The organism is Pseudomonas sp. GL93 (genome assembly GCF_003408955.1).
In the GTDB taxonomy this organism is placed as follows: Bacteria; Pseudomonadota; Gammaproteobacteria; order Pseudomonadales; family Pseudomonadaceae; genus Aquipseudomonas; species Aquipseudomonas paracarnis.
Genome location: NZ_NKRF01000041.1, coordinates 1 through 19,646 on the forward strand (window position 1 = coordinate 1; position 19,646 = coordinate 19,646).

19 protein-coding genes are annotated in these 19,646 nt (G+C 59.7%); 8 read left to right on the forward strand and 11 right to left on the reverse strand.

All coding sequences use genetic code 11. The features are described from left to right. Positions 1–349: 349 nt before the first annotated feature. On the forward strand, positions 350–2,533 hold the full coding sequence (yccS, locus tag CER19_RS06860; protein ID WP_116665876.1) for a YccS family putative transporter: 2,184 nt from the start codon (positions 350–352) through the stop codon (positions 2,531–2,533). Positions 2,534–2,639: 106 nt separating this feature from the next. On the opposite strand, the gene CER19_RS06865 is transcribed toward yccS, so the two are convergent. Next, positions 2,640–3,377, reverse strand: a complete 738-nt coding sequence (locus CER19_RS06865; protein WP_116665877.1) for an ABC transporter substrate-binding protein — start codon at positions 3,375–3,377, stop codon at positions 2,640–2,642. A gap of 197 nt (positions 3,378–3,574) precedes the next feature. Between CER19_RS06865 and CER19_RS06870 the strand changes: the two genes are divergently transcribed. Then, positions 3,575–4,027 carry a GNAT family N-acetyltransferase gene (locus tag CER19_RS06870; protein WP_116665878.1) on the forward strand — a complete coding sequence of 151 codons (453 nt, stop codon included), beginning with the start codon at positions 3,575–3,577 and terminating at the stop codon, positions 4,025–4,027. 88 nt (positions 4,028–4,115) lie between these two features. Here the strand turns inward: CER19_RS06870 and CER19_RS06875 are convergent, their stop codons facing one another. The 3 genes from CER19_RS06875 to CER19_RS06885 are packed head-to-tail and all read right to left on the reverse strand — an operon-like array spanning position 4,116 to position 7,077. Next, positions 4,116–4,412 (reverse strand): helix-turn-helix domain-containing protein, encoded by a 297-nt coding sequence (locus tag CER19_RS06875; RefSeq protein WP_116665879.1) that lies wholly within the window; start codon positions 4,410–4,412, stop codon positions 4,116–4,118. A gap of 16 nt (positions 4,413–4,428) precedes the next feature. Next, on the reverse strand, positions 4,429–4,929 hold the full coding sequence (locus CER19_RS06880) for a M48 family metallopeptidase (RefSeq protein ID WP_116665880.1): 501 nt from the start codon (positions 4,927–4,929) through the stop codon (positions 4,429–4,431). A gap of 42 nt (positions 4,930–4,971) precedes the next feature. After that, positions 4,972–7,077, reverse strand: a complete 2,106-nt coding sequence (locus tag CER19_RS06885; RefSeq protein ID WP_116665881.1) for a bifunctional diguanylate cyclase/phosphodiesterase — start codon at positions 7,075–7,077, stop codon at positions 4,972–4,974. A gap of 313 nt (positions 7,078–7,390) precedes the next feature. Here CER19_RS06885 and CER19_RS06890 point away from each other — a divergent pair, with 313 nt between their 5' ends. Then, entirely contained in the window at positions 7,391–8,056 is a 666-nt protein-coding gene (locus tag CER19_RS06890) for a polysaccharide lyase family 7 protein (protein WP_116665882.1), read from the forward strand. A 481-nt stretch (positions 8,057–8,537) separates the two neighbouring features. Then, on the forward strand, positions 8,538–8,831 hold the full coding sequence (locus tag CER19_RS06900) for a fructose-bisphosphate aldolase (RefSeq protein ID WP_116665884.1): 294 nt from the start codon (positions 8,538–8,540) through the stop codon (positions 8,829–8,831). Between the two features lie 76 nt (positions 8,832–8,907). Here CER19_RS06900 and CER19_RS06905 read toward each other — a convergent pair whose 3' ends face one another. After that, positions 8,908–9,369: a DUF3757 domain-containing protein gene (locus CER19_RS06905; protein WP_116665885.1), complete on the reverse strand. Its 462-nt coding sequence runs from the start codon at positions 9,367–9,369 to the stop codon at positions 8,908–8,910. 333 nt (positions 9,370–9,702) lie between these two features. Between CER19_RS06905 and CER19_RS28565 the strand changes: the two genes are divergently transcribed. Then, positions 9,703–10,050 carry a hypothetical protein gene (locus CER19_RS28565; RefSeq protein ID WP_133298316.1) on the forward strand — a complete coding sequence of 116 codons (348 nt, stop codon included), beginning with the start codon at positions 9,703–9,705 and terminating at the stop codon, positions 10,048–10,050. Positions 10,051–10,165: 115 nt separating this feature from the next. Here the strand turns inward: CER19_RS28565 and fba are convergent, their stop codons facing one another. The 6 genes from fba to tkt all read right to left on the reverse strand — a co-directional run bounded on the left by fba (position 10,166) and on the right by tkt (position 16,605). Next, positions 10,166–11,230: a class II fructose-bisphosphate aldolase gene (gene fba / locus CER19_RS06910; protein WP_003177554.1), complete on the reverse strand. Its 1,065-nt coding sequence runs from the start codon at positions 11,228–11,230 to the stop codon at positions 10,166–10,168. A gap of 276 nt (positions 11,231–11,506) precedes the next feature. Beyond that, on the reverse strand, positions 11,507–11,839 hold the full coding sequence (locus CER19_RS06915; RefSeq protein WP_116665886.1) for an MliC family protein: 333 nt from the start codon (positions 11,837–11,839) through the stop codon (positions 11,507–11,509). A 60-nt stretch (positions 11,840–11,899) separates the two neighbouring features. Next, positions 11,900–12,127 carry a hypothetical protein gene (locus CER19_RS06920; protein ID WP_003194953.1) on the reverse strand — a complete coding sequence of 76 codons (228 nt, stop codon included), beginning with the start codon at positions 12,125–12,127 and terminating at the stop codon, positions 11,900–11,902. 31 nt (positions 12,128–12,158) lie between these two features. Continuing rightward, positions 12,159–13,322, reverse strand: a complete 1,164-nt coding sequence (locus tag CER19_RS06925) for a phosphoglycerate kinase (protein ID WP_116665887.1) — start codon at positions 13,320–13,322, stop codon at positions 12,159–12,161. 17 nt (positions 13,323–13,339) lie between these two features. Continuing rightward, on the reverse strand, positions 13,340–14,395 hold the full coding sequence (epd, locus tag CER19_RS06930) for an erythrose-4-phosphate dehydrogenase (protein WP_116665888.1): 1,056 nt from the start codon (positions 14,393–14,395) through the stop codon (positions 13,340–13,342). A gap of 212 nt (positions 14,396–14,607) precedes the next feature. Continuing rightward, positions 14,608–16,605, reverse strand: a complete 1,998-nt coding sequence (tkt, locus tag CER19_RS06935) for a transketolase (RefSeq protein ID WP_116665889.1) — start codon at positions 16,603–16,605, stop codon at positions 14,608–14,610. Positions 16,606–16,864: 259 nt separating this feature from the next. Here tkt and CER19_RS06940 point away from each other — a divergent pair, with 259 nt between their 5' ends. The 3 genes from CER19_RS06940 to CER19_RS06950 all read left to right on the forward strand — a co-directional run bounded on the left by CER19_RS06940 (position 16,865) and on the right by CER19_RS06950 (position 19,633). Further along, positions 16,865–17,860: a metalloregulator ArsR/SmtB family transcription factor gene (locus CER19_RS06940; protein WP_116665890.1), complete on the forward strand. Its 996-nt coding sequence runs from the start codon at positions 16,865–16,867 to the stop codon at positions 17,858–17,860. A gap of 19 nt (positions 17,861–17,879) precedes the next feature. Further along, on the forward strand, positions 17,880–19,070 hold the full coding sequence (gene metK / locus CER19_RS06945) for a methionine adenosyltransferase (RefSeq protein WP_003194964.1): 1,191 nt from the start codon (positions 17,880–17,882) through the stop codon (positions 19,068–19,070). A gap of 212 nt (positions 19,071–19,282) precedes the next feature. Continuing rightward, the gene (locus tag CER19_RS06950) at positions 19,283–19,633 is read left to right on the forward strand and encodes a DUF1090 family protein (RefSeq protein WP_014720281.1); all 351 of its coding nucleotides are present in this window, start codon (positions 19,283–19,285) and stop codon (positions 19,631–19,633) included. The last annotated feature ends 13 nt before the right edge of the window (positions 19,634–19,646 follow it).

Genomic DNA, 19,646 nt, shown 5'->3' on the forward strand with positions numbered 1-19,646 from the left:
TGCAGTGATCAGCTCTCCCAACTATCGACCAGCGCGTAGTATTCCTTGATTCTCATGGTTATTGTTTGTATCACTATTCGCATACTCCTGTTACATGCCGTGTTTTTTTTTTTTTAAGTAAGCGGCCCCCCACGGACACCACACCCCTGAATTTCGTGGGCGGCCTAGGGTGTGTAAAGGAGACGGGGAGGGGGTTTTTGGTTTCACCGCCGCTATCGCAGGCAAGCCAGCTCCCACAGGGGTTTTGCAGTGATCCTGAGAATTTTGCGGCTGGATGTGATCACCACGCTTGCCGTGGCGTCCTTGATAGCTCAATTTAGCGACAACGTCCCGGAAGACTCCAGACTTCATGTCATCGACCTCGTTCAAGCAGTCCATGCGGCGCCTGTGGGCGCTGGATAAATTCAGCTACAGCGTACGGGTGTTCATCGCCCTCACCGGCAGCATGGCATTGTGTTGGTACCAGGATGAAATGACGCTGCTGATCCCGCTGTTCCTGGGGATTATCGCCAGCGCCCTGGCCGAGACCGATGACAGCTGGCAAGGCCGCCTCAACGCGCTGGCGGTAACACTGGTGTGTTTCAGCATTGCCGCGCTGTCGGTGGAGCTGCTGTTCCCTTACCCCTGGATATTTGCCATCGCCCTGGCCCTGGCCAGTTTCGGCCTGACCATGCTCGGCGCACTGGGTGAACGCTATGGCGCGATTGCCTCGGCCACCTTGATTCTGTCGGTCTACACCATGATCGGCGTGGACCAGCGCGGCGGCGCCGTCACGGATTTCTGGCATGAGCCGCTGCTGCTGGTCGCCGGTGCCGCCTGGTACGGCGTGCTGTCCGTGCTGTGGCAGGCGCTGTTTTCCAACCAGCCGGTGCAGCAGAGCCTGGCGCGGTTGTTCCGCGAGCTGGGGCGTTACCTCAAGCTCAAGTCATCGTTGTTCGAACCAATCCGGCAGTTGGATGTGGAAGCGCGACGCCTGGAATTGGCCCAGCAAAATGGCCGAGTAGTCGCAGCGCTGAATGCAGCCAAGGAAATCATCCTGCACCGCGTCGGCAATGGGCGACCGGGCTCTAAGGTCAGCCGTTACCTGAAACTGTACTTCCTGGCCCAGGACATCCACGAGCGCGCCAGTTCCTCCCACTACCCCTACAACGCCCTCACCGAAGCCTTCTTCCACAGCGATGTGCTGTTTCGTTGCCAGCGCCTATTGCGCCAGCAAGGCAAGGCCTGCCAGACCCTGGCCGAGTCGATCCAACTGCGCCAACCGTTCATCTATGACGACAGCTTTGCCCAAGCCCTGGGCGACCTCAACGCGTCCCTGGAGCACCTGCGCATCCAGAGCAACCCGGCCTGGCGTGGCCTGCTGCGTTCATTGCGCGCCTTGGCGGCCAACCTGTCCACCCTCGACCGCCTGCTGGGCGACGCCAGCAACCCCGATGCCCTGGCCGACGCCACCGACAGCAACCTGCTGGACCGCGCCCCACGCAACCTCAAGGAAATGTGGACACGTCTGCGCACCCAACTGACGCCCACCTCGCTACTGTTTCGCCACGCCCTGCGCCTGTCCCTGGCATTGACCGTCGGCTACGCCACCCTGCACGCTATCCACGCGTCCCAGGGCTACTGGATCATCCTCACCACTCTGTTCGTGTGCCAACCGAGCTACGGCGCCACCCGGCGCAAACTCGGCCAGCGGATCATCGGCACCGCCATCGGCCTCACCGTGGCGTGGGCGCTGTTCGATCTGTTCCCCAACCCGGTGGTGCAGTCGATGTTCGCTATCGCCGCAGGCCTGGTGTTCTTTATCAACCGCACCACCCGCTACACCCTGGCAACGGCGGCGATCACCCTGATGGTGCTGTTCTGCTTCAACCAGGTGGGCGATGGTTATGGGCTGTTCCTGCCGCGCCTGTTCGATACCTTGCTCGGCAGCCTGATCGCGGGCCTGGCGGTGTTCCTGTTCCTGCCGGACTGGCAAGGCCGACGCTTGAACAAAGTGCTGGCCAATACCCTGACCTGCAACAGCATCTACCTGCGCCAGATCATGCAGCAATACGCCGCCGGCAAGAGTGACGATCTGCCTTCCCGCCTAGCCCGCCGCAATGCCCACAACGCCGATGCCGCGTTGTCCACCACCCTGGCGAATATGCTGATGGAGCCGGGGCACTTCCGTAAGGAAGCCGACGTGGGCTTCCGATTCCTGGTGCTGTCTCACACCTTGCTCAGCTACTTATCCGGATTGGGTGCACACCGCGATACTCAGCTACCGACCGACGTACGCGAGCACTTGATCGAAGGCGCGGGCAACAGCCTGGCGGCGAGCATCGATGAGATCGCCACCGGCCTGGCCAATAAACAGCCGATTTCGATCCAGAGTGATGCCGAGGAAGGGTTGGCAGCCGAGCTGGAACAAATGCCGGATGAGATCGATGAAGCGCAGCGGTTGGTGCAGACGCAGTTGGCGTTGATTTGCCGGCAGTTGGGGCCGTTGCGTACGTTGGCGGCGCATCTGATCAAGGATACCGGTGCGGCTTAAACCGCTATCGCAGGCAAGCCAGCTCCCACATTTGACCGAGTTCCAACATAAGAATGCGGGCAAAATGTGGGAGCCGGGCTTGCCCGCGATGAGGCCCGCAAGCACCCTACATCCCATGCGCCTTCATCAACCGCGCATAACTGCCATCAGCCTTCATCCTGGCAATCTCCCGATCAAAGCTGGCAACGATCTGCGCATGCTCGGGGTTCTTCAAACTGACCAGAATATGCAGGCTGTTCTCGCTCAACGGCTTGCCCACAAACGCCACCGCATTGCGTACCCGCGGCGACTCCCGAGCCAGGTAATAACGCGCCACGTATTCGTCTTCCAGCGTCAACCGCACCCGCCGCGCGGCGAGCATGCGCACCGCCATGGCGAAGTTGTGCACGGGTACTTTCTGTAGCTGGGTGTCTTGATCGAACGCTGCCGAGTAGGCGTAACCGCGCACCACGGCGATGGTCTCGTCGTGCAGTCGGGCCAGGCTCTGATAAACGATGTCATCGTCGCTGCGCTTGAGAAAGCGCACGCGGTTAAGCAGGTACTCAGCAGAAAACTGGCCAAACTGCGTGCGAGCCTCGTCGTACCAAGCGTTGATCAGCACATCGTAGCGCCCATCGCCCACGCCCTTGAGCGCACGGGCCCAGGGCACCTGCTCAAAATCACTGGCGTACCCCGCACGGGCCAGGGCGGTGCTGACGATATCCGTGGCCAAGCCGCCATTGATCAAAGTGGCATCGGTGAACGGCGGCCAGCCATCCGCCACCAGACGCAGACGTTGGGCCAGCACCGGCGGGGCCAGCAGCAGCACTGCGATCAAAGCAACGGCACGAGTCAATCGCGGCATGCTTAAAGTCCTTGGCGGGCAGGCGGTGGCCTGATAACAGTAGCTCATCAATAAGCTTGCATTGCAGATTACACAAAGAAGCCAACGGCGCACGCACTGAATGATGGCAAATTGACGCCATTCACACATTTGCCAATTTTAGACAGCGGCGCCCGCCGCGCTTACTATCCAGGCACGTCTTTATCAGAGCACACATCATGACGGTTGATTGGGTTTGCAAACATCACGACGACTTGGGGAAGGACCAGCTGTACGCCGTCCTGCGCTTGCGCAGCGAGGTATTCGTCGTCGAGCAGAAATGCGCGTATCAGGACATCGACGGGCAGGACCTGGCGGGGGACACCCATCACCTGATGGCCTGGAATGATAATGAGCTGGTGGCTTACCTGCGGCTGCTGGACCCAGAGTCCCAGGGCGGCGATGTGGTGATTGGCCGCGTCATCGTTTCGCAGGCGGCACGGGGCACCGGGCTGGGGCATCAAATGCTGGAAGAGGCGCTTGAGCGTATTGAGGATATCTGGCCGCAAACGCCGATTTTTCTCTCGGCCCAGGCTCATTTGCAGGGGTACTACGGGCGGTATGGGTTTGTGGTGGCGGGTGAGGAATACCTGGAAGATGATATTCCACATATCGGTATGCGGCGCATCTGAGGGCGCCATCGCAGGCAAGCCAGCTCCCACATTGGACGGTGGGAGCCGGGCTTGCCCGCGATAGCGTCAGTCCTGCCAAAGCCGGCCTTCAGGGATAGCCCAACACCTGCTTGATCGACCCCAGGTTGGCCTCGATCCACCCCCGATCAATCGCCCCCCAGTCCCGAATCCGATAGCGCCCGGCATGGTGACGCGCACCGTCCTCCTGCTCGAACTCACACACAATATCCAGGTCGGCCAACGCCGCAATCGTGTCCTGGGCGGTACGCCGAGGCATGCCGGTGGCCTCGGTCAGCGCCGGGACGCTGCTGGCCAGTTGGCTGTCGATCAAGTACGCCACGTACAGGCGGCGGTAGAAGCTGCTTTTGGTCTTGCTCACATCCATGGTAGTCGCCTTGGGGTTAGGGCTTGCCCTGCAAATCGCGCCAGGTGAGGTACACACGCAGGTCGAATTCCACCTGATGGTAGCCCGGCATCATGTATTGGCAGAGCTTATAGAACGCCTTGTTGTGGTCCGACTCTTTAAAGTGAGCCAACTCGTGCACCACGATCATGCGCAGAAACTCCGGAGCCGCCTCCTTGAACAGCGAAGCGATGCGGATCTCTTTCTTGGACTTGAGATTACCGCCCTGCACCCGGGAAATCGTGGTATGCAAACCCAAGGCTCGGTGGGTCAGGTCCAGGCGGTTGTCGAACAGCACCTTGTCGATAGACGGCGCGTTACGCAGGTGCTCCTGCTTCAAGGCCAGGGCATAGGCGTACAGGGCCTTGTCGCTCTGCACCCCATGGCGTTCGGGGTACCGCTGTTCCAGGTAAGCCCCCAACTGGCCCTTGGCGATCAGTTGGCGCACTTGCTCCTGGAGCGCAGCGGGATAGGCCTGGAGGTATTTCAACGCGGTCATGGGCTCTGCAACGCAATTGGGACGGGCGCCAGTGTAGCGAATTCAAAGCGCGCGAGGGTACGACCAGCCGGCAACGTCCTCGGCCATCAACGGCAGCGCCGCCCACGCCCCCTGGATACAGGCGCAGCCATTGGCCTTGAGCCACTGTGTTTGCTCAAGGGTCTCCACGCCTTCGGCGATCACCAGCACGCCAAAATGCTCACACAGTTGGATGATGCTGCGCGCCATCGCCCCATCCCGCGCCGAGCCAGGCAGGCGCGCCACCAGTTGAGGGTCAAGCTTGAGGGTATCGAATGCCAGGTCGCGCAAATGAGCCAGGGAGCACTGGCCAGAGCCAAAGTCGTCCAGGGCAATCCGCACCCCGATCCGGCGCAGTAGCTGGAGTTGCTTGGTAGACTCAGCAAGATTACTCATCAAGCAGTCTTCGCCGATTTCCACCTCCAGTTGCCGCCCCTGTAACCCATGCCGCTCCAGCATCTGCTGCAGTTGGTTGGCGAGGTTGGGCATGTTGAACTGGCTGCTGCTCAGGCTCACGCTCAACACCAGTTCGGGGTCGAAGGCAGCTTGCCAGGCCTGGCGCTGGGCAGCGACTTGCTGGTAGATCCAGGCACTTAACTGGTTGATCAACCGCGCCTCTTCCAACAGCGGCAAGAACAGACCCGGAGGCACATCACCGACGCTGGGATGCTGCCAGCGCAACAGCGCCTCGACACCGCGCAAACGCCCGTCCTCCAGGGAAACCTGGGGCTGGTACACCAAGGTGAAATCCTTGTTGGCAATGGCGGTACGCACGCTGTCTTCCAGCATCAACCGCGAGCGGGCGCGGCCGTTCATTTCCTGGTCGTAGTAACGATACTGCTGACGGCCGGCGCGCTTGGCTTCGTACATGGCAATATCCGCCGCCCGCAGCAGGCCGCTCAAGTCCGAGCCGCAATCCGGGAAGGTCGCGATGCCGATACTGACCCCAAGCATCACCTCCAGACCATCGACCTGCTGGCACACAGATACCCGCTCGATGAGCTTTTCCGCGATCTTCGCGGCCTGCTCGGGGAACTCCAGTTCCAGCAACGCGGTGAACTCATCCCCGCCCATGCGCCCCAGAATGTCGTAGGAACGCAGGCACGCCTGCATTTGCTCCGAAACCCATCGCAGCACGCGATCCCCGGCGTCATGGCCCAGCGTATCGTTGACCCGCTTGAAGCCATCCAGGTCCAGGTACAGCAATACCAGCGCCTGCTCGCTACGTTCGCTGCGCAGCAACGTATTCTCCATCGCCTGATGGAAACCGCGCCGGTTCAGCAGCCCGGTCAGCGGGTCGGTCACGGCCTGGAATTCCAGTTGCTGATGCAGGTGACGCACTTCGGACATGTCCAGCACCGTCACCACCATCGCCTTCTGCTCCGCTGGCAACGGCGCGCAGGACAACGCCACTGGCACCTGCTGGCCCCGACCGGTGCGCAAAATGGCGTCGTGTTGGCGCCACGTCTCGCCCCGGCGATATGCCTCGTACATGGGAAAGCCCAACCAGGCTGGCACATGGGGCTTTTGCAGGAAACTGAGGAAACTCTCGCCCTGCAACTCAGCCATCGTTGCATTCAACAGCCGGGAAATTGCCGGGTTGGCGTACTCGATCACACTGGCTTCGCTCACCACCAGAATGCCCTCGGCGGCGTTATCCAGCACCGAGGCATTAAAAGCGCGGGCCAATTCCAGGTCATGGCTCAGGCGCTGCAAGGCACGGCGATTGCGCTGGTGCTCGAGCAACGCCTGCACCTTGGGCTTGAGGATATGCGGGTCAAACGGCTTGAACAGGTAGTCGATCGCCCCACTGGCATAGCCTTCAAGTACCGCGTCGGGCGAGTGGGCAGTGGCGGTCAGAAAGATAATCGGCGTCATGCGCGTGCGCTGGCTGCCCCGCATCAGGCGTGCGACCTCAAAGCCGTCCATGCCCGGCATGCGCACGTCCAGCAGCACCAGGTCGACGTCGTGGGCCAGCAGTAACTCCAAGGCTTCCAGGCCAGACGCAGCGGTGATCACCCGCCAGTCGTCACGCTGCAACAGCGCACGCATGCTGACGAGGTTTTCCGGGTAGTCATCGACCACCAACAGAACCGAAATTGCATCGTCGTGTTGTGGAGCGCCATCCATGCTACGTCTCTTCCTTAGGGAGCTGCACCGGTCACTTTTGCTACCAAGGCCGGACAAACACTGAGGGCTCACTCTAGCCGCGCGGCCAAAAAAGCAGAAGTGACGTGGGTGCCCTCATTGTGCCAAAGGCCAGGAAGCCGACTAACGGTAAGGCCCTGTAGCCCGCGGTTCACGGGCAACATGGCTTTTTGGCATTCCTCTGACGCCAATAAATTGCCAGCAATTGTTTAACAATCTCACCAGCACCGCCTATAAAGAACCTGAAAGGCCCTCTGGGCCAATGCCTACACCCTCTGTAAAAAAGGCCAACACCATGATCGACCTCTCCACCTGGAACCTGAGCATCCCGGTCGGCTCCCCACCCACGACCATTGAAACGCCAAGGCTGATGAGCGGCTTCAACGATCAATACTTCCAGGCCGAAGGCAGCGATGTGCAGTTCTGGACACCCGTGACGGGCACCCGCACCGAAAACGCCATCTACCCACGCAGCGAACTGCGCGAAACCTACGCCGACGGCCGCCTGCGTAACTGGACCTACCCCGAGGCCGACAACTTCCTGCGCGCCACCCTGGCGGTGAACCAGGTGCCCTCCTCCGGCAAGATCGTGATCGGCCAGATCCACGCTTACGACAGCCAGAAACCGTTGATCAAGCTGGAGTACCAATTCAAGGAGAAAACCCAGACCGGCAACATCGTCGCCAAAGTGCGCATGCGCCCGGATGAAGCCGAAAGCCGGGTGATCATCGTCGCCTCCAATGTGCCGCTGGAGAAGAGCTTCACCTATGTGATCAATCTAAATAAAGCCGGGCTGCTCAGCGTGTATGCCGCTGACAGCGAGTGGAATGAACGGATTGGCGCGGCCTGGGGCGACAAGCCGTTGTACTTCAAGGCGGGGGTGTACGTGCAGGACAATTCGGGCGACACGAATGAGGGTGCGCGGGTGACGTTTGCGAAGTTGGATATTGATCATGAGTGAATCGTCCCGTGAGACACAGGATTTTTCCCAGATAAATCCAAAGCCTTAAACACACCGCAGCCCCCCGTGGGAGCCGGGCTTGCCCGCGATGGCGGCGTATCAGCCAATATCCTAGGCGCCTGACACACTGCCATCGCGGGCAAGCCCGGCTCGCACATTGACCGTGCATCGGCTCAAGGCCCGTTGCGGGTCCTACAGTACCGTTGCGACAAGCCACATCGCCGCTTATAGTTCGCCCCGTCGCTGGCATTGATCGGCGATAGGGTTTCGCAGCCCTAACGATACGTGTGTAACCAAGCATCATGAATACAACGATGAGCGCTTCGGCGCCCGTCGTCTGTTTTATGGTGGCTGTGTGTGGGAGACCTTCGGGTCTGCCGGGTTCCTCGTATCCTCGGTCTGCGAACCCGCACACAGCTACCACCCACTTCGTTTCGCAGCGAATGGCGGTAGTCCTTTTCAGATACGAGGAATAGTTGCCATGACCCAACAGCTACCACCCCGCCGTTTCACCCCCTGCACCGAAACCGCCACCGACTACCCCGTGCTATTGATCGACAGCGAAGCCCCACTGCTCGACCTCCACGCCTGCCTGCGCGAACGTCTCAACGCCGCTCTGGAACACCTAAACCTGATGGCCTGCTCCAGCCTGCCGGATTTCGCCGAGCGCGACCTGAACAACGTGGCCAATACCGCACGCATCCTAGTGCAGGACGTGAGTGATGTGTTCCGAGTCATTGAACACCGTGGATTCGATACATCACCGCCGAGCTGATCGAAACCCGGACACAAAAAACCCGCATTTCTGCGGGTTTTCTTTAGGCGACGAAAGATTGGAAAATCCCCCGCCCCTACTTCTGAACAGGCAATGTGAACTTGGCAGGCCCCTTTGAGTTCATCAGCTCAAAAGCACAGTCCGTGACTTTACTATTTGTACACTCTTTATTCTCATTCCAACCAGAACCGTTAGCCACGGGAGGCAAGACAAACCGCTTAGACAACCTCAAATAATCGTCCTTGCCTTTCCCGCTGTAATTACAGATTACGTAGTGATAAGGCAATTTCGTTTCGCTGTCTGCACCTTGTTTGATCGCTGCGCCCAGAAACTTGACGCCCTCAGCCCCAGAATAATCGTCAACGAGCTGTTCGCCACTCCATTGCTGCTCTTGCTCTCCAGCTGAAAACTGAATGCTCACAACCTTGATAGTTGAAGAATCTGGGCAAGATAACTGGGCCGCCTGTGCATTACCTATCAGCATCAACGCACCCGTCGCCGCAAAAAACTGAAGCCACTTAAGAGTTGAATGTGACATAGCGTATTCCCCTTCCTGGATGAGTGAGCCAAGCATGCGCAAGAGGGTTAACTAGCGATACTGTCAACATTGACAGATTTTAATACCACTTAGAAATAAGCAACGCAAATGTAATTGCGTTCAACTCGATTGCGCCTCCCTTCCTTTATGAAGACAAATGCATTAACACTGTATATCTGCCGCCATTTACTTTCAATTCCAAAACAGTATAAGACACTGTCATATTTCACAGGTGCCATACAGACCAACTCTCTATAGCCTTACAAAAACGGCACAACAAAAAATGCGCCGCTTTAAGCTAATCCTTTAGCAAACGTTATAGGGAAATTCATCATGACAATGCCTAATCCAATGGGAACGTATGCCGGAGTAACAACTGCCAATACCACTCAGTATCGTTACTTGACAATCACAAGTGCCGACAGCCATACCGGTGACGTAACAGCACTCTACCATGACGGAGCCAGGGCCAATCCAATCAGCGGAACATATAAATTCGCTAATGCGGAAAAAGGAGGGCAAGCAAGGTTAGATTTGGCCAGCCCCCCGGGTGAGCAAACGTCTTACAAATTTGTACTTGTCTCAAATCCAGTGGATATTTCCACCCCATTTAATACGTTAAGCGGAGATTACTGGCTGAATGGCGCTAGTCACCGCATAGACTTGAAAAGAACTTATTAGTTGATCGCCAAACGATGAGAACGACACAAAAAGATTAGATGGTCAGCGACACCCTCTTTTACGCCTAACAAAAAAGCCCGCATCACTGCGGGCTTCTTTGTTAGACGCTTGAGGCTCAGTTCACCTTAGCGTTCAATTCACCTTTCAAATACCGCTGATACATCGCTTCCAACGAGATCGGCTTGATCTTCGAAGCATTGCCGGCCGTACCAAAGGCTTCATAACGTGCGATACACACATCACGCATCGCCGTCACAGTGGCGCCGAAGAATTTACGCGGGTCGAACTCGCTCGGGTTGGTGGCCATCAGGCGACGCATCGCACCGGTGGATGCCAGGCGCAGGTCGGTGTCGATGTTGACCTTGCGCACGCCGTACTTGATGCCTTCGACGATTTCTTCAACCGGTACGCCGTAGGTTTCTTTGATGTCGCCGCCGTACTGGTTGATGATCGCCAGCCACTCTTGCGGTACCGAGGAAGAACCGTGCATCACCAGGTGGGTATTGGGGATGCGCTTGTGGATTTCCTTGATGCGGTCGATGGCCAGCACGTCGCCGGTAGGTGGCTTGGTGAACTTGTAGGCGCCGTGGCTGGTGCCGATGGCGATGGCCAAGGCGTCGACCTGGGTCTTCTTGACGAAGTCGGCGGCTTCTTCCGGGTCGGTCAGCATCTGGCTGTGATCCAGCACGCCTTCGGCGCCGATGCCGTCTTCTTCGCCGGCCATGCCGGTTTCAAGCGAACCCAGGCAGCCCAGTTCGCCTTCAACCGATACGCCGCAGGCGTGCGCCATGGCTACGGTTTGTTGGGTCACGCGTACGTTGTACTCGTAGTCGGTTGGGGTCTTGCCGTCTTCGCCGAGGGAGCCGTCCATCATTACCGAGCTGAAGCCCAGTTGGATCGAGCGCTGGCACACGTCAGGGCTGGTGCCGTGGTCCTGGTGCATGCACACCGGGATGTGCGGGAATTCTTCGATGGCAGCGAGGATCAGGTGACGCAGGAACGGGGCGCCAGCGTATTTGCGCGCACCGGCCGAAGCCTGGACGATCACGGGGGAGTCGGTCTTGTCAGCGGCTTCCATGATGGCGCGCATCTGCTCAAGGTTGTTGACGTTAAAGGCTGGGACGCCGTAGCCGAACTCGGCTGCGTGGTCCAGCATTTGACGCATGCTGATAAGTGCCATTGTGTTGTCTCTCCCGGTCGAGGGTCGTTAATCGTGCAAGCCTGCCGTAGCGGCGGCTGCTATTCAAGTTATTGCAGATCAAGGGGTTGAGCCTTGTGCTGCTGAATCGTTATTGCTGGTGTGGCTTAGCGCTAGTGCCACTGTGAAACAGGTCAATGTGGGAGCTGGCTTGCCTGCGATGGCGCAGAGCCAGTCGATATTGGCTTTGCTGACCCACCGCAATCGCAGGCAAGCCAGCTCCCACATTTTGATCTCATTGGACTTCAGATCGTATTCTCACTGGGCTTTGCAGCCGCGCCCAATCAAATCATCCGTCGCCACCCAGTAAACCAGGCCTTCCTCACCTTTGGTGTGAAACGCCAACTGGCCGTCGCTATACAGCACACCGGAGGCGGCTACCTCTTGTTTGAGACGGTAAACCTGGTCCGAACCGCCGAGGCGTACATCCACTTCGGAACGGGCCTGGTTGGCAAAGCGCCAGTTGACCTCGGCCTTGCTGTCGCAGGTCCAGGTGGTCCATTTGTCGGCTGGCTCTGCCTTGTTGAACAGGTTCATGTTGCTGCAGCCGGCCAACAGGGCCAGAGCTGCCAGGGCGAAAACGCCTTTCATTGCCAATCCTCGCAGGGCGACCTGGGGCCGCCGTTGCTGTCGGTTAGTGGATCAGACCCGTCATGGGCAACCCTGTTCCTGACCGTTGGGCGCGGAGTCGTATTTCTCCAGCCGTTCGTTGCCGATGCGCTTGTTGATCACCGGCATGGTCTCGGCTTGCCAGTCAGCCTGGTAACAGCTTTTTCTCAACGGTGCCTTGGCGTTATCCGCCTCGGGCGCCGCGCTGGGTGTACTGCCGCAGCCGGCCAACAGGCCCGCTGCGATCACCAGTGCCAACGACTTGATCATGGGAACGCTCCTTTTCCTGATCACGCGAGCCTTAACCTTTGGCTCGGGTTTCCAGCACTTCCACAGCTGGCAACACCTTACCCTCGACGAACTCGAGGAAAGCGCCACCACCGGTAGAAATGTAGGAGATCTGATCAGCCACACCATATTTATCGATCGCCGCCAGGGTATCGCCACCGCCAGCGATGGAGAACGCCGAGCTTTCAGCGATCGCTTTGGCCAGCACTTTGGTGCCGTTGCCGAATTGGTCGAACTCGAATACGCCCACCGGGCCATTCCACAGGATAGTCTGGGATGCCTTGAGCAGCTCGGCGAAGTTGGCCGCGGTTTGCGGGCCGATGTCCAGGATCATGTCGTCGTCGGCCACGTCAGCGATAAGCTTGACGGTCGCGGCGGCGCTTTCAGCGAATTCCTTGGCAACCACCACGTCCACCGGCAACGGCACGCTGACCTTGGCGGCGATGGCGCGGGCGGTGTCGAGCAGGTCTGGCTCGTACAGGGACTTGCCCACCGGGTGGCCGGCGGCAGCCAGGAAGGTGTTGGCAATGCCGCCGCCGACGATCAGTTGGTTGCAGATCTGGCTCAGGCTGTTGAGCACGTCCAGCTTGGTGGAGACCTTGGAGCCGGCAACAATGGCCGCCATCGGTTGGGCCGGAGCGCCCAGGGCCTTACCCAGCGCCGCAAGCTCAGCAGCCAACAGCGGGCCAGCCGCGGCGACCTTGGCGAACTTGGCCACGCCGTGGGTCGAACCTTCGGCGCGGTGGGCGGTGCCGAACGCGTCCATCACAAACACGTCGCACAGGGCGGCGTATTGCTGGGCCAGTTCGTCGCTGTTCTTTTTCTCGCCCTTGTTGAAGCGCACGTTTTCGAACAGCACGATATCGCCGGCTTTTACGTCCACGCCGCCCAGGTAGTCTGCGACCAATGGCACGTCACGGCCCAGGGCCTTGCTCAGGTACTCGGCGACCGGCTTGAGGCTGTTTTCGGCAGAGAACTCACCTTCGGTCGGGCGACCCAGGTGGGAGCAGACCATCACGGCCGCGCCTTTTTCCAGGGCCAGCTTGATGGTCGGCAGCGAGGCCAGGATTCGCGCATCGCTGGTGACAACACCGTCCTTGACGGGGACGTTGAGGTCTTCGCGGATCAGTACGCGCTTACCTTGCAGATCGAGGTCGGTCATCTTCAACACGGTCATGGGTCGCAGTTCCTGAATTACTGTTGAGGTTGTTTAGAAGCGATGTGCAGATAGTGTTCGGCAACATCCAGCATGCGGTTGGCAAAGCCCCATTCGTTGTCGAACCAGGCCAGGATGTTCACCAGCCTGGGGCCGGAAACGCGGGTCTGGCTGGCATCGACAATCGCCGAATGCGGGTCATGGTTGAAATCGCAACTGGCGTGGGGCAACTCGGTGTAGGCCAACAGGCCTTTGAGCGGGCCGCTGGTGGCGGCGTCGCACAGGATCCGGTTGACCTCGGCCGCGTCAGTGTCACTGACGGTTTGCATGGTGATATCCAGGCAAGACACGTTTACCGTCGGCACCCGTACGGCTTTGGCCTGGATTCGCCCGGCAAGTTCCGGCAGCAGTCGCTCGATGCCGCGCGCCAGGCCAGTGGACACAGGAATCACTGACTGGAACGCCGAACGCGTGCGGCGCAGGTCTTCGTGGTGATAGGCGTCGATGACCGGCTGGTCGTTCATCGCCGAGTGAATCGTGGTGATCGACACGTAATCCAGGCCGATCGCCTGGTCCAGCAGGCGCAGCAACGGCACGCTGCAGTTGGTGGTACACGACGCGTTGGACACCAGCAGCTCATCGCCGGTCAGGCAGTCTTGGTTGATGCCGTAGACGATGGTGGCGTCGACATCCGCCTCGCTGGCCATCGGCTGGGAAAACAGCACACGCGGTGCGCCGGCGTCGAGGAAACGCTGGCCATCGGCACGGGTGTGATAGACACCGGAGCATTCCAGCACCAGGTCGACGCCCAGTGCTTTCCAGTCGATGCCTTCGGGGGTGGCACTGCGCAACACTTGTACGCAGTTGCCATTGATATGCAGACAATCGCCTTCAACTCGCACTTCGCCTGGAAAGCGGCCGTGGGTGGAGTCAAAGCGTGTCAGGTATTCGATGCTGGCCATGTCGGCCAAATCATTGATCGCGACAATTTCAAACCCGGCCGCCGCCCCTCGCTCGAACAGAGCACGCAAGACGCAACGACCAATGCGGCCGTAGCCGTTGAGTGCAACTTTGTAGGGACGCGGTTGGGGCATGGGGTTCTCGCATTGTGGGCGACACAAACCACTGTAGGAGCGAGCTTGTGTGGCGAGGGAGCTTGCTCCCGCTGGGCCGCGAAGCGGCCCCAAACCGAACGATCGGGATGCATCAGATACACCTGGTGACCGGTTTGGGAGCGCTTCGCACTCCAGCGGGAGCAAGCTCCCTCGCCACAACAAGCTCGCTCCCACAATGGGTGTGGTGCGCCTTAGTCTTCCAGCAACTCTTCAGCCTGACCCAGGATGTTTTCCAGGGTGAAACCGAACTCTTCGAACAAGGCTGGCGCCGGCGCCGACTCACCGTAGGTGGTCATGCCGATCACGCGGCCTTCCAGGCCCACGTACTTGTACCAGTAGTCGGCGTGAGCCGCCTCGATGGCGATACGCGCACTGACCTGCAGCGGCAATACCGATTGCTTGTAGCCGGCGTCCTGGGCTTCGAACACGCTGGTGCAGGGCATGGACACAACGCGCACGTTGCGGCCTTGTGCGGTCAGCTTGTCGTACGCCTGAACGGTCAGGCCCACTTCGGAACCGGTGGAGATCAGGATCAGCTCCGGCTCGCCGATGCAGTCCTTGAGCACATAACCGCCTCGGCTGATGTCGGCGATCTGCGCGTCGGTACGCACCTGGTGTTGCAGGTTCTGACGCGAGAAGATCAGCGCCGAAGGGCCGTCCTTGCGCTCGATGGCGTGCTTCCAGGCCACGGCGGATTCGACCGCGTCGGCTGGGCGCCAGCAATCCAGGTTCGGCGTGGTGCGCAGGCTGGTCAGTTGCTCGACCGGCTGGTGCGTCGGGCCGTCTTCGCCCAGGCCGATGGAGTCGTGGGTGTAGACGTGGATCACGCGCTTCTTCATCAGCGCCGCCATACGTACAGCGTTACGTGCGTACTCCATGAACATCAGGAAGGTCGCGCCGTAAGGCACCAAACCGCCGTGCAGGGACACGCCGTTCATGATGGCGCTCATGCCGAACTCGCGCACGCCGTAGTACATATAGTTGCCGCTGGCGTCTTCGGCCGAGACACCTTTGCAACCCTTCCAGAGGGTCAGGTTGGAACCAGCCAGGTCAGCCGAACCGCCGAGGAACTCAGGCAGCAACGGGCCAAAGGCGTTCAGGGTGTTCTGGCTGGCTTTACGGCTGGCGATGGTCTCGCCCTTGGCCGCGACTTCAGCGATGTAGGCCGAGGCCTTTTCCGAGAAGTCGGCAGGCAGGTCACCGGCCAGGCGACGTACCAGCTCGTTGGCCAATTCCGGGAATTCGGCAGAGTACGCAGCGAAACGCTGGTCCCACTCGGATTCAACCGCCAGGCCTTTTTCCTTGGCATCCCATTCGGCGTAGATGTCGGCCGGGATTTCGAATGGGCCGTGGTTCCACTTCAGCGCTTCGCGGGTCAGGGCGATTTCCGCGTCACCCAGTGGGGCGCCGTGGCAGTCTTCTTTACCTTGCTTGTTCGGCGAGCCGAAACCGATGGTGGTCTTGCAGCAGATCAGGGTTGGCTGCGCGCTCTTGCGAGCGGTGTCGATGGCGATCTTGATTTCTTCCGGATCGTGGCCGTCGACGTTGCGGATCACCTGCCAGTTGTAGGCTTCGAAACGCTTTGGCGTGTCGTCGGTGAACCAGCCTTCGACTTCGCCGTCGATGGAGATGCCGTTGTCATCGTAGAAGGCAATCAGCTTGCCCAGGCCCAGAGTGCCGGCCAGGGACGCGACTTCGTGGGAAATGCCTTCCATCATGCAGCCATCACCCAGGAATACGTAGGTGTGGTGGTCAACGATGTCGTGGCCAGGGCGGTTGAACTGCGCGCCCAGGATTTTTTCCGCCAGGGCGAAACCAACCGCATTGGCCAGGCCTTGGCCCAGGGGACCGGTGGTGGTCTCAACGCCCGGGGTGTAGCCGAATTCCGGGTGGCCCGGGGTGCGGCTGTGCAGTTGACGGAAGCTCTTGAGGTCGTCGATGGTGACGTCGTAGCCGGTCAGGTGCAGCAGCGAATAAATCAGCATCGAGCCGTGGCCGTTGGACAGCACAAAGCGGTCACGGTCGGCGAACGACGGGTTGCTCGGGTTGTGTTTCAGGTAGTCACGCCAAAGTACCTCGGCGATATCCGCCATGCCCATCGGGGCACCGGGATGGCCGCTGTTGGCTTTTTGCACGGCATCCATGCTGAGGGCACGAATGGCGTTGGCACGCTCACGACGGCTGGGCATCGCTGATCTCCTGGAGTTTGCTGAAAAGAAACGGAAAAAAGGACCGGCATTTTCCCTCAGCCACCGCCTGCGGGCAATGACAGATAGTCACTTGAGGGCGTTTTTCCTGTGCTTTGGGCATCAATCCCTTGCAGAAACCTTTAACCGGTTCGTCTAAAGGTTATAGCGACGGCTTATAACCGCCACTTATCGATCAATATCAAAACTTTTTGATATTGGCCTTGCCTGGATCTACACCCGTCACTAGACTGCTGGCCTTATGAACCTACCCGTGCCCTCCCTGCGTCCTGACGACGGCGATGAACTGGCTGCCTTGTGCAAGGCCGCTGGCGATCCGTTGCGCTTGAACGTATTGCGCGCACTGGCCAACGATTCTTTCGGGGTACTGGAGCTGGCGCAGATCTTTGCCATCGGCCAGTCCGGCATGAGCCACCATTTGAAGGTACTGGCCCAGGCCGACCTGGTGGCCACCCGTCGAGAAGGCAATGCGATTTTCTACCGACGCGCGCTGCCCCATACCGAACTGCTTGGTGGCAAATTGCATGCCTCCCTGCTCGACGAAGTGGACAACTTGCGCCTGCCCGGTGATGTGCAATCGCGCATCGCCCAGGTGCACGGGCAACGCGCCGCCGCCAGCCAGGACTTTTTCTCCCGGGTGGCCGACAAGTTTCGCGCACAGCAGGACCTTATCGCTGGCTTGGCCCAGTACCGCGAAAGCGTACTGGCACTGTTGGACAAGCTGAGCTTCAGTGAAGAGGCCACAGCCTTGGAAGTCGGCCCTGGCGATGGCGGTTTCCTGCCGGAACTGGCGCGCCGCTTCGAGCAGGTCACGGCCTTGGATAACAGCCCGGCGATGCTTGAACTGGCGCGCCAACTCTGTGAACGCGAAGCCCTGGGCAATGTGCGCCTGCAGTTGGCCGACGCCCTGAGTGACACCGGCCTGCGGGCCGATTGCGTGGTGCTGAACATGGTCTTGCACCATTTTGCCGCACCGGCAGAAGCCCTCAAGCAAATGGCCGGGTTGCTGCACCCCGGCGGTAGCCTGCTGGTTACGGATTTATGCAGCCACAACCAGAATTGGGCCAAGGAGGCCTGCGGTGATCTCTGGCTGGGTTTTGAACAGGACGATTTGGCCCGTTGGGCCACCGCTGCGGGACTCGTTCCCGGGGAAAGCCTCTATGTAGGTTTACGTAATGGTTTCCAGATTCAGGTCCGCCATTTTCAGCGACCGGCTGGCGACACTCACCATCGGTAAATATCAGGAAAACATCGAGATGAGCGAATACTCCCTTTTCACCTCCGAGTCCGTGTCTGAAGGGCATCCGGACAAAATCGCCGACCAGATTTCTGATGCGGTGCTGGACGCTATCATCGCTGAAGACAAGTTCGCCCGCGTGGCGTGCGAGACGCTGGTGAAAACGGGCGTGGCGATCATCGCCGGCGAAGTTACCACCACTGCCTGGGTTGACCTGGAGCAGATCGTGCGTGACGTGATCACCGACATTGGCTACAACAGCTCCGACGTCGGCTTTGACGGCGCAACCTGCGGCGTGATGAACATCATCGGCAAGCAGTCCCCAGACATCAACCAAGGCGTTGACCGGGCCAAGCCTGAAGATCAGGGCGCCGGCGACCAGGGCCTGATGTTCGGCTACGCCAGCAACGAAACCGACGTACTGATGCCCGCGCCGATCACCTTCTCGCACCAGCTGGTACAACGCCAGGCCGAGGCGCGCAAATCCGGCGTACTGCCCTGGCTGCGCCCGGACGCCAAGTCCCAGGTGACCTGCCGCTACGAAGGCGGCAAAGTGGTGGGCATCGACGCCGTCGTACTGTCGACCCAGCACAACCCGGATGTGTCCTACGCCGACCTGCGTGAAGGCGTGATGGAACTGATCGTCAAGCACGTGCTGCCTGCCGAACTGCTGACCAAGGACACCCAGTTCCACATCAACCCGACCGGCCAGTTCATCATCGGTGGCCCGGTGGGCGACTGCGGCCTGACCGGCCGCAAGATCATCGTCGACAGCTACGGCGGCATGGCCCGTCACGGCGGTGGTGCATTCTCCGGCAAGGACCCTTCCAAGGTTGACCGCTCTGCGGCTTACGCCGGTCGTTATGTAGCCAAGAACATCGTGGCTGCCGGCCTGGCGGAGCGCTGCGAAATCCAGGTTTCCTACGCCATTGGCGTCGCCCAGCCTACGTCGATCTCGCTGAACACCTTCGGCACCGGCAAGATCAGCGATGACAAGATCGTCAAGCTGGTGCGTGAGATCTTCGACCTGCGGCCTTACGCAATCACCACCATGCTCGACCTGCTGCACCCGATGTACCAGGAAACCGCAGCCTACGGCCACTTCGGCCGCACCCCTGCGCAGAAGACGGTGGGCGATGACACCTTCAGCACCTTCACCTGGGAAAAAACCGACCGCGCCAACGACCTGCGTACCGCCGCCGGCCTGTAATCGTTCGCGGTAAATAAAACCCCGCCAGGTCTGCCTGGCGGGGTTTTTTGTTGCCTGCAGAGCTACTTCGGGCTTTTTTGGATCCAAGGCTTGCAGGCCAAATGATGGCCCACTAGAATCCGCGCCCTCTCGGGCCACTCACCTTATTTGGATATTGCACTGCGCCCGCCCGGGATGGATAAGCGCGCAGGCAATCGAACATTGAGGTTTTCATGCGCATTTCCACGCTCGCCCCTGCCGCCCTTCTGCTCAGCCTGTTCACCCTGTCGGCCCAGGCCGCTGACCTGAACGCTCTGAGCGGCGCCCTGAGCGCCCAGCTCGGTGGCGGCAATGCCGGCGACTGCCAGCAGCAACCCAAAGACCTGCAAGCCAAGATCGACGCGGCCAATGCCAAGAACGATCTGTTGAAAGTGCGGGCGTATGAGGCTGCGCTGGAGCAGGTCAACAAAGCTTGCAACAAACTCGCCGACAGCCAGGCAAAAGTCGACGCCAAGCAGCAAAAACAGCAGGCCAAGGCTGAAAACAACGATGCTGTGAAGGCGTTGGGCGGCCTGTTCAAGTAAACAGAAATACTCG

Excerpts from the sequence above, each read along its gene's own strand:
- yccS (WP_116665876.1), top strand. The coding sequence starts at position 350 with ATGTCATCGACCTCGTTCAAGCAGTCCATGCGGCGCCTGTGGGCGCTG.
- CER19_RS06865 (WP_116665877.1), bottom strand. The coding sequence starts at position 3,377 with ATGCCGCGATTGACTCGTGCCGTTGCTTTGATCGCAGTGCTGCTGCTG.
- CER19_RS06870 (WP_116665878.1), top strand. The coding sequence starts at position 3,575 with ATGACGGTTGATTGGGTTTGCAAACATCACGACGACTTGGGGAAGGAC.
- CER19_RS06875 (WP_116665879.1), bottom strand. The coding sequence starts at position 4,412 with ATGGATGTGAGCAAGACCAAAAGCAGCTTCTACCGCCGCCTGTACGTG.
- CER19_RS06880 (WP_116665880.1), bottom strand. The coding sequence starts at position 4,929 with ATGACCGCGTTGAAATACCTCCAGGCCTATCCCGCTGCGCTCCAGGAG.
- CER19_RS06885 (WP_116665881.1), bottom strand. The coding sequence starts at position 7,077 with ATGGATGGCGCTCCACAACACGACGATGCAATTTCGGTTCTGTTGGTG.
- CER19_RS06890 (WP_116665882.1), top strand. The coding sequence starts at position 7,391 with ATGATCGACCTCTCCACCTGGAACCTGAGCATCCCGGTCGGCTCCCCA.
- CER19_RS06900 (WP_116665884.1), top strand. The coding sequence starts at position 8,538 with ATGACCCAACAGCTACCACCCCGCCGTTTCACCCCCTGCACCGAAACC.
- CER19_RS06905 (WP_116665885.1), bottom strand. The coding sequence starts at position 9,369 with ATGTCACATTCAACTCTTAAGTGGCTTCAGTTTTTTGCGGCGACGGGT.
- CER19_RS28565 (WP_133298316.1), top strand. The coding sequence starts at position 9,703 with ATGACAATGCCTAATCCAATGGGAACGTATGCCGGAGTAACAACTGCC.
- fba (WP_003177554.1), bottom strand. The coding sequence starts at position 11,230 with ATGGCACTTATCAGCATGCGTCAAATGCTGGACCACGCAGCCGAGTTC.
- CER19_RS06915 (WP_116665886.1), bottom strand. The coding sequence starts at position 11,839 with ATGAAAGGCGTTTTCGCCCTGGCAGCTCTGGCCCTGTTGGCCGGCTGC.
- CER19_RS06920 (WP_003194953.1), bottom strand. The coding sequence starts at position 12,127 with ATGATCAAGTCGTTGGCACTGGTGATCGCAGCGGGCCTGTTGGCCGGC.
- CER19_RS06925 (WP_116665887.1), bottom strand. The coding sequence starts at position 13,322 with ATGACCGTGTTGAAGATGACCGACCTCGATCTGCAAGGTAAGCGCGTA.
- epd (WP_116665888.1), bottom strand. The coding sequence starts at position 14,395 with ATGCCCCAACCGCGTCCCTACAAAGTTGCACTCAACGGCTACGGCCGC.
- tkt (WP_116665889.1), bottom strand. The coding sequence starts at position 16,605 with ATGCCCAGCCGTCGTGAGCGTGCCAACGCCATTCGTGCCCTCAGCATG.
- CER19_RS06940 (WP_116665890.1), top strand. The coding sequence starts at position 16,865 with ATGAACCTACCCGTGCCCTCCCTGCGTCCTGACGACGGCGATGAACTG.
- metK (WP_003194964.1), top strand. The coding sequence starts at position 17,880 with ATGAGCGAATACTCCCTTTTCACCTCCGAGTCCGTGTCTGAAGGGCAT.
- CER19_RS06950 (WP_014720281.1), top strand. The coding sequence starts at position 19,283 with ATGCGCATTTCCACGCTCGCCCCTGCCGCCCTTCTGCTCAGCCTGTTC.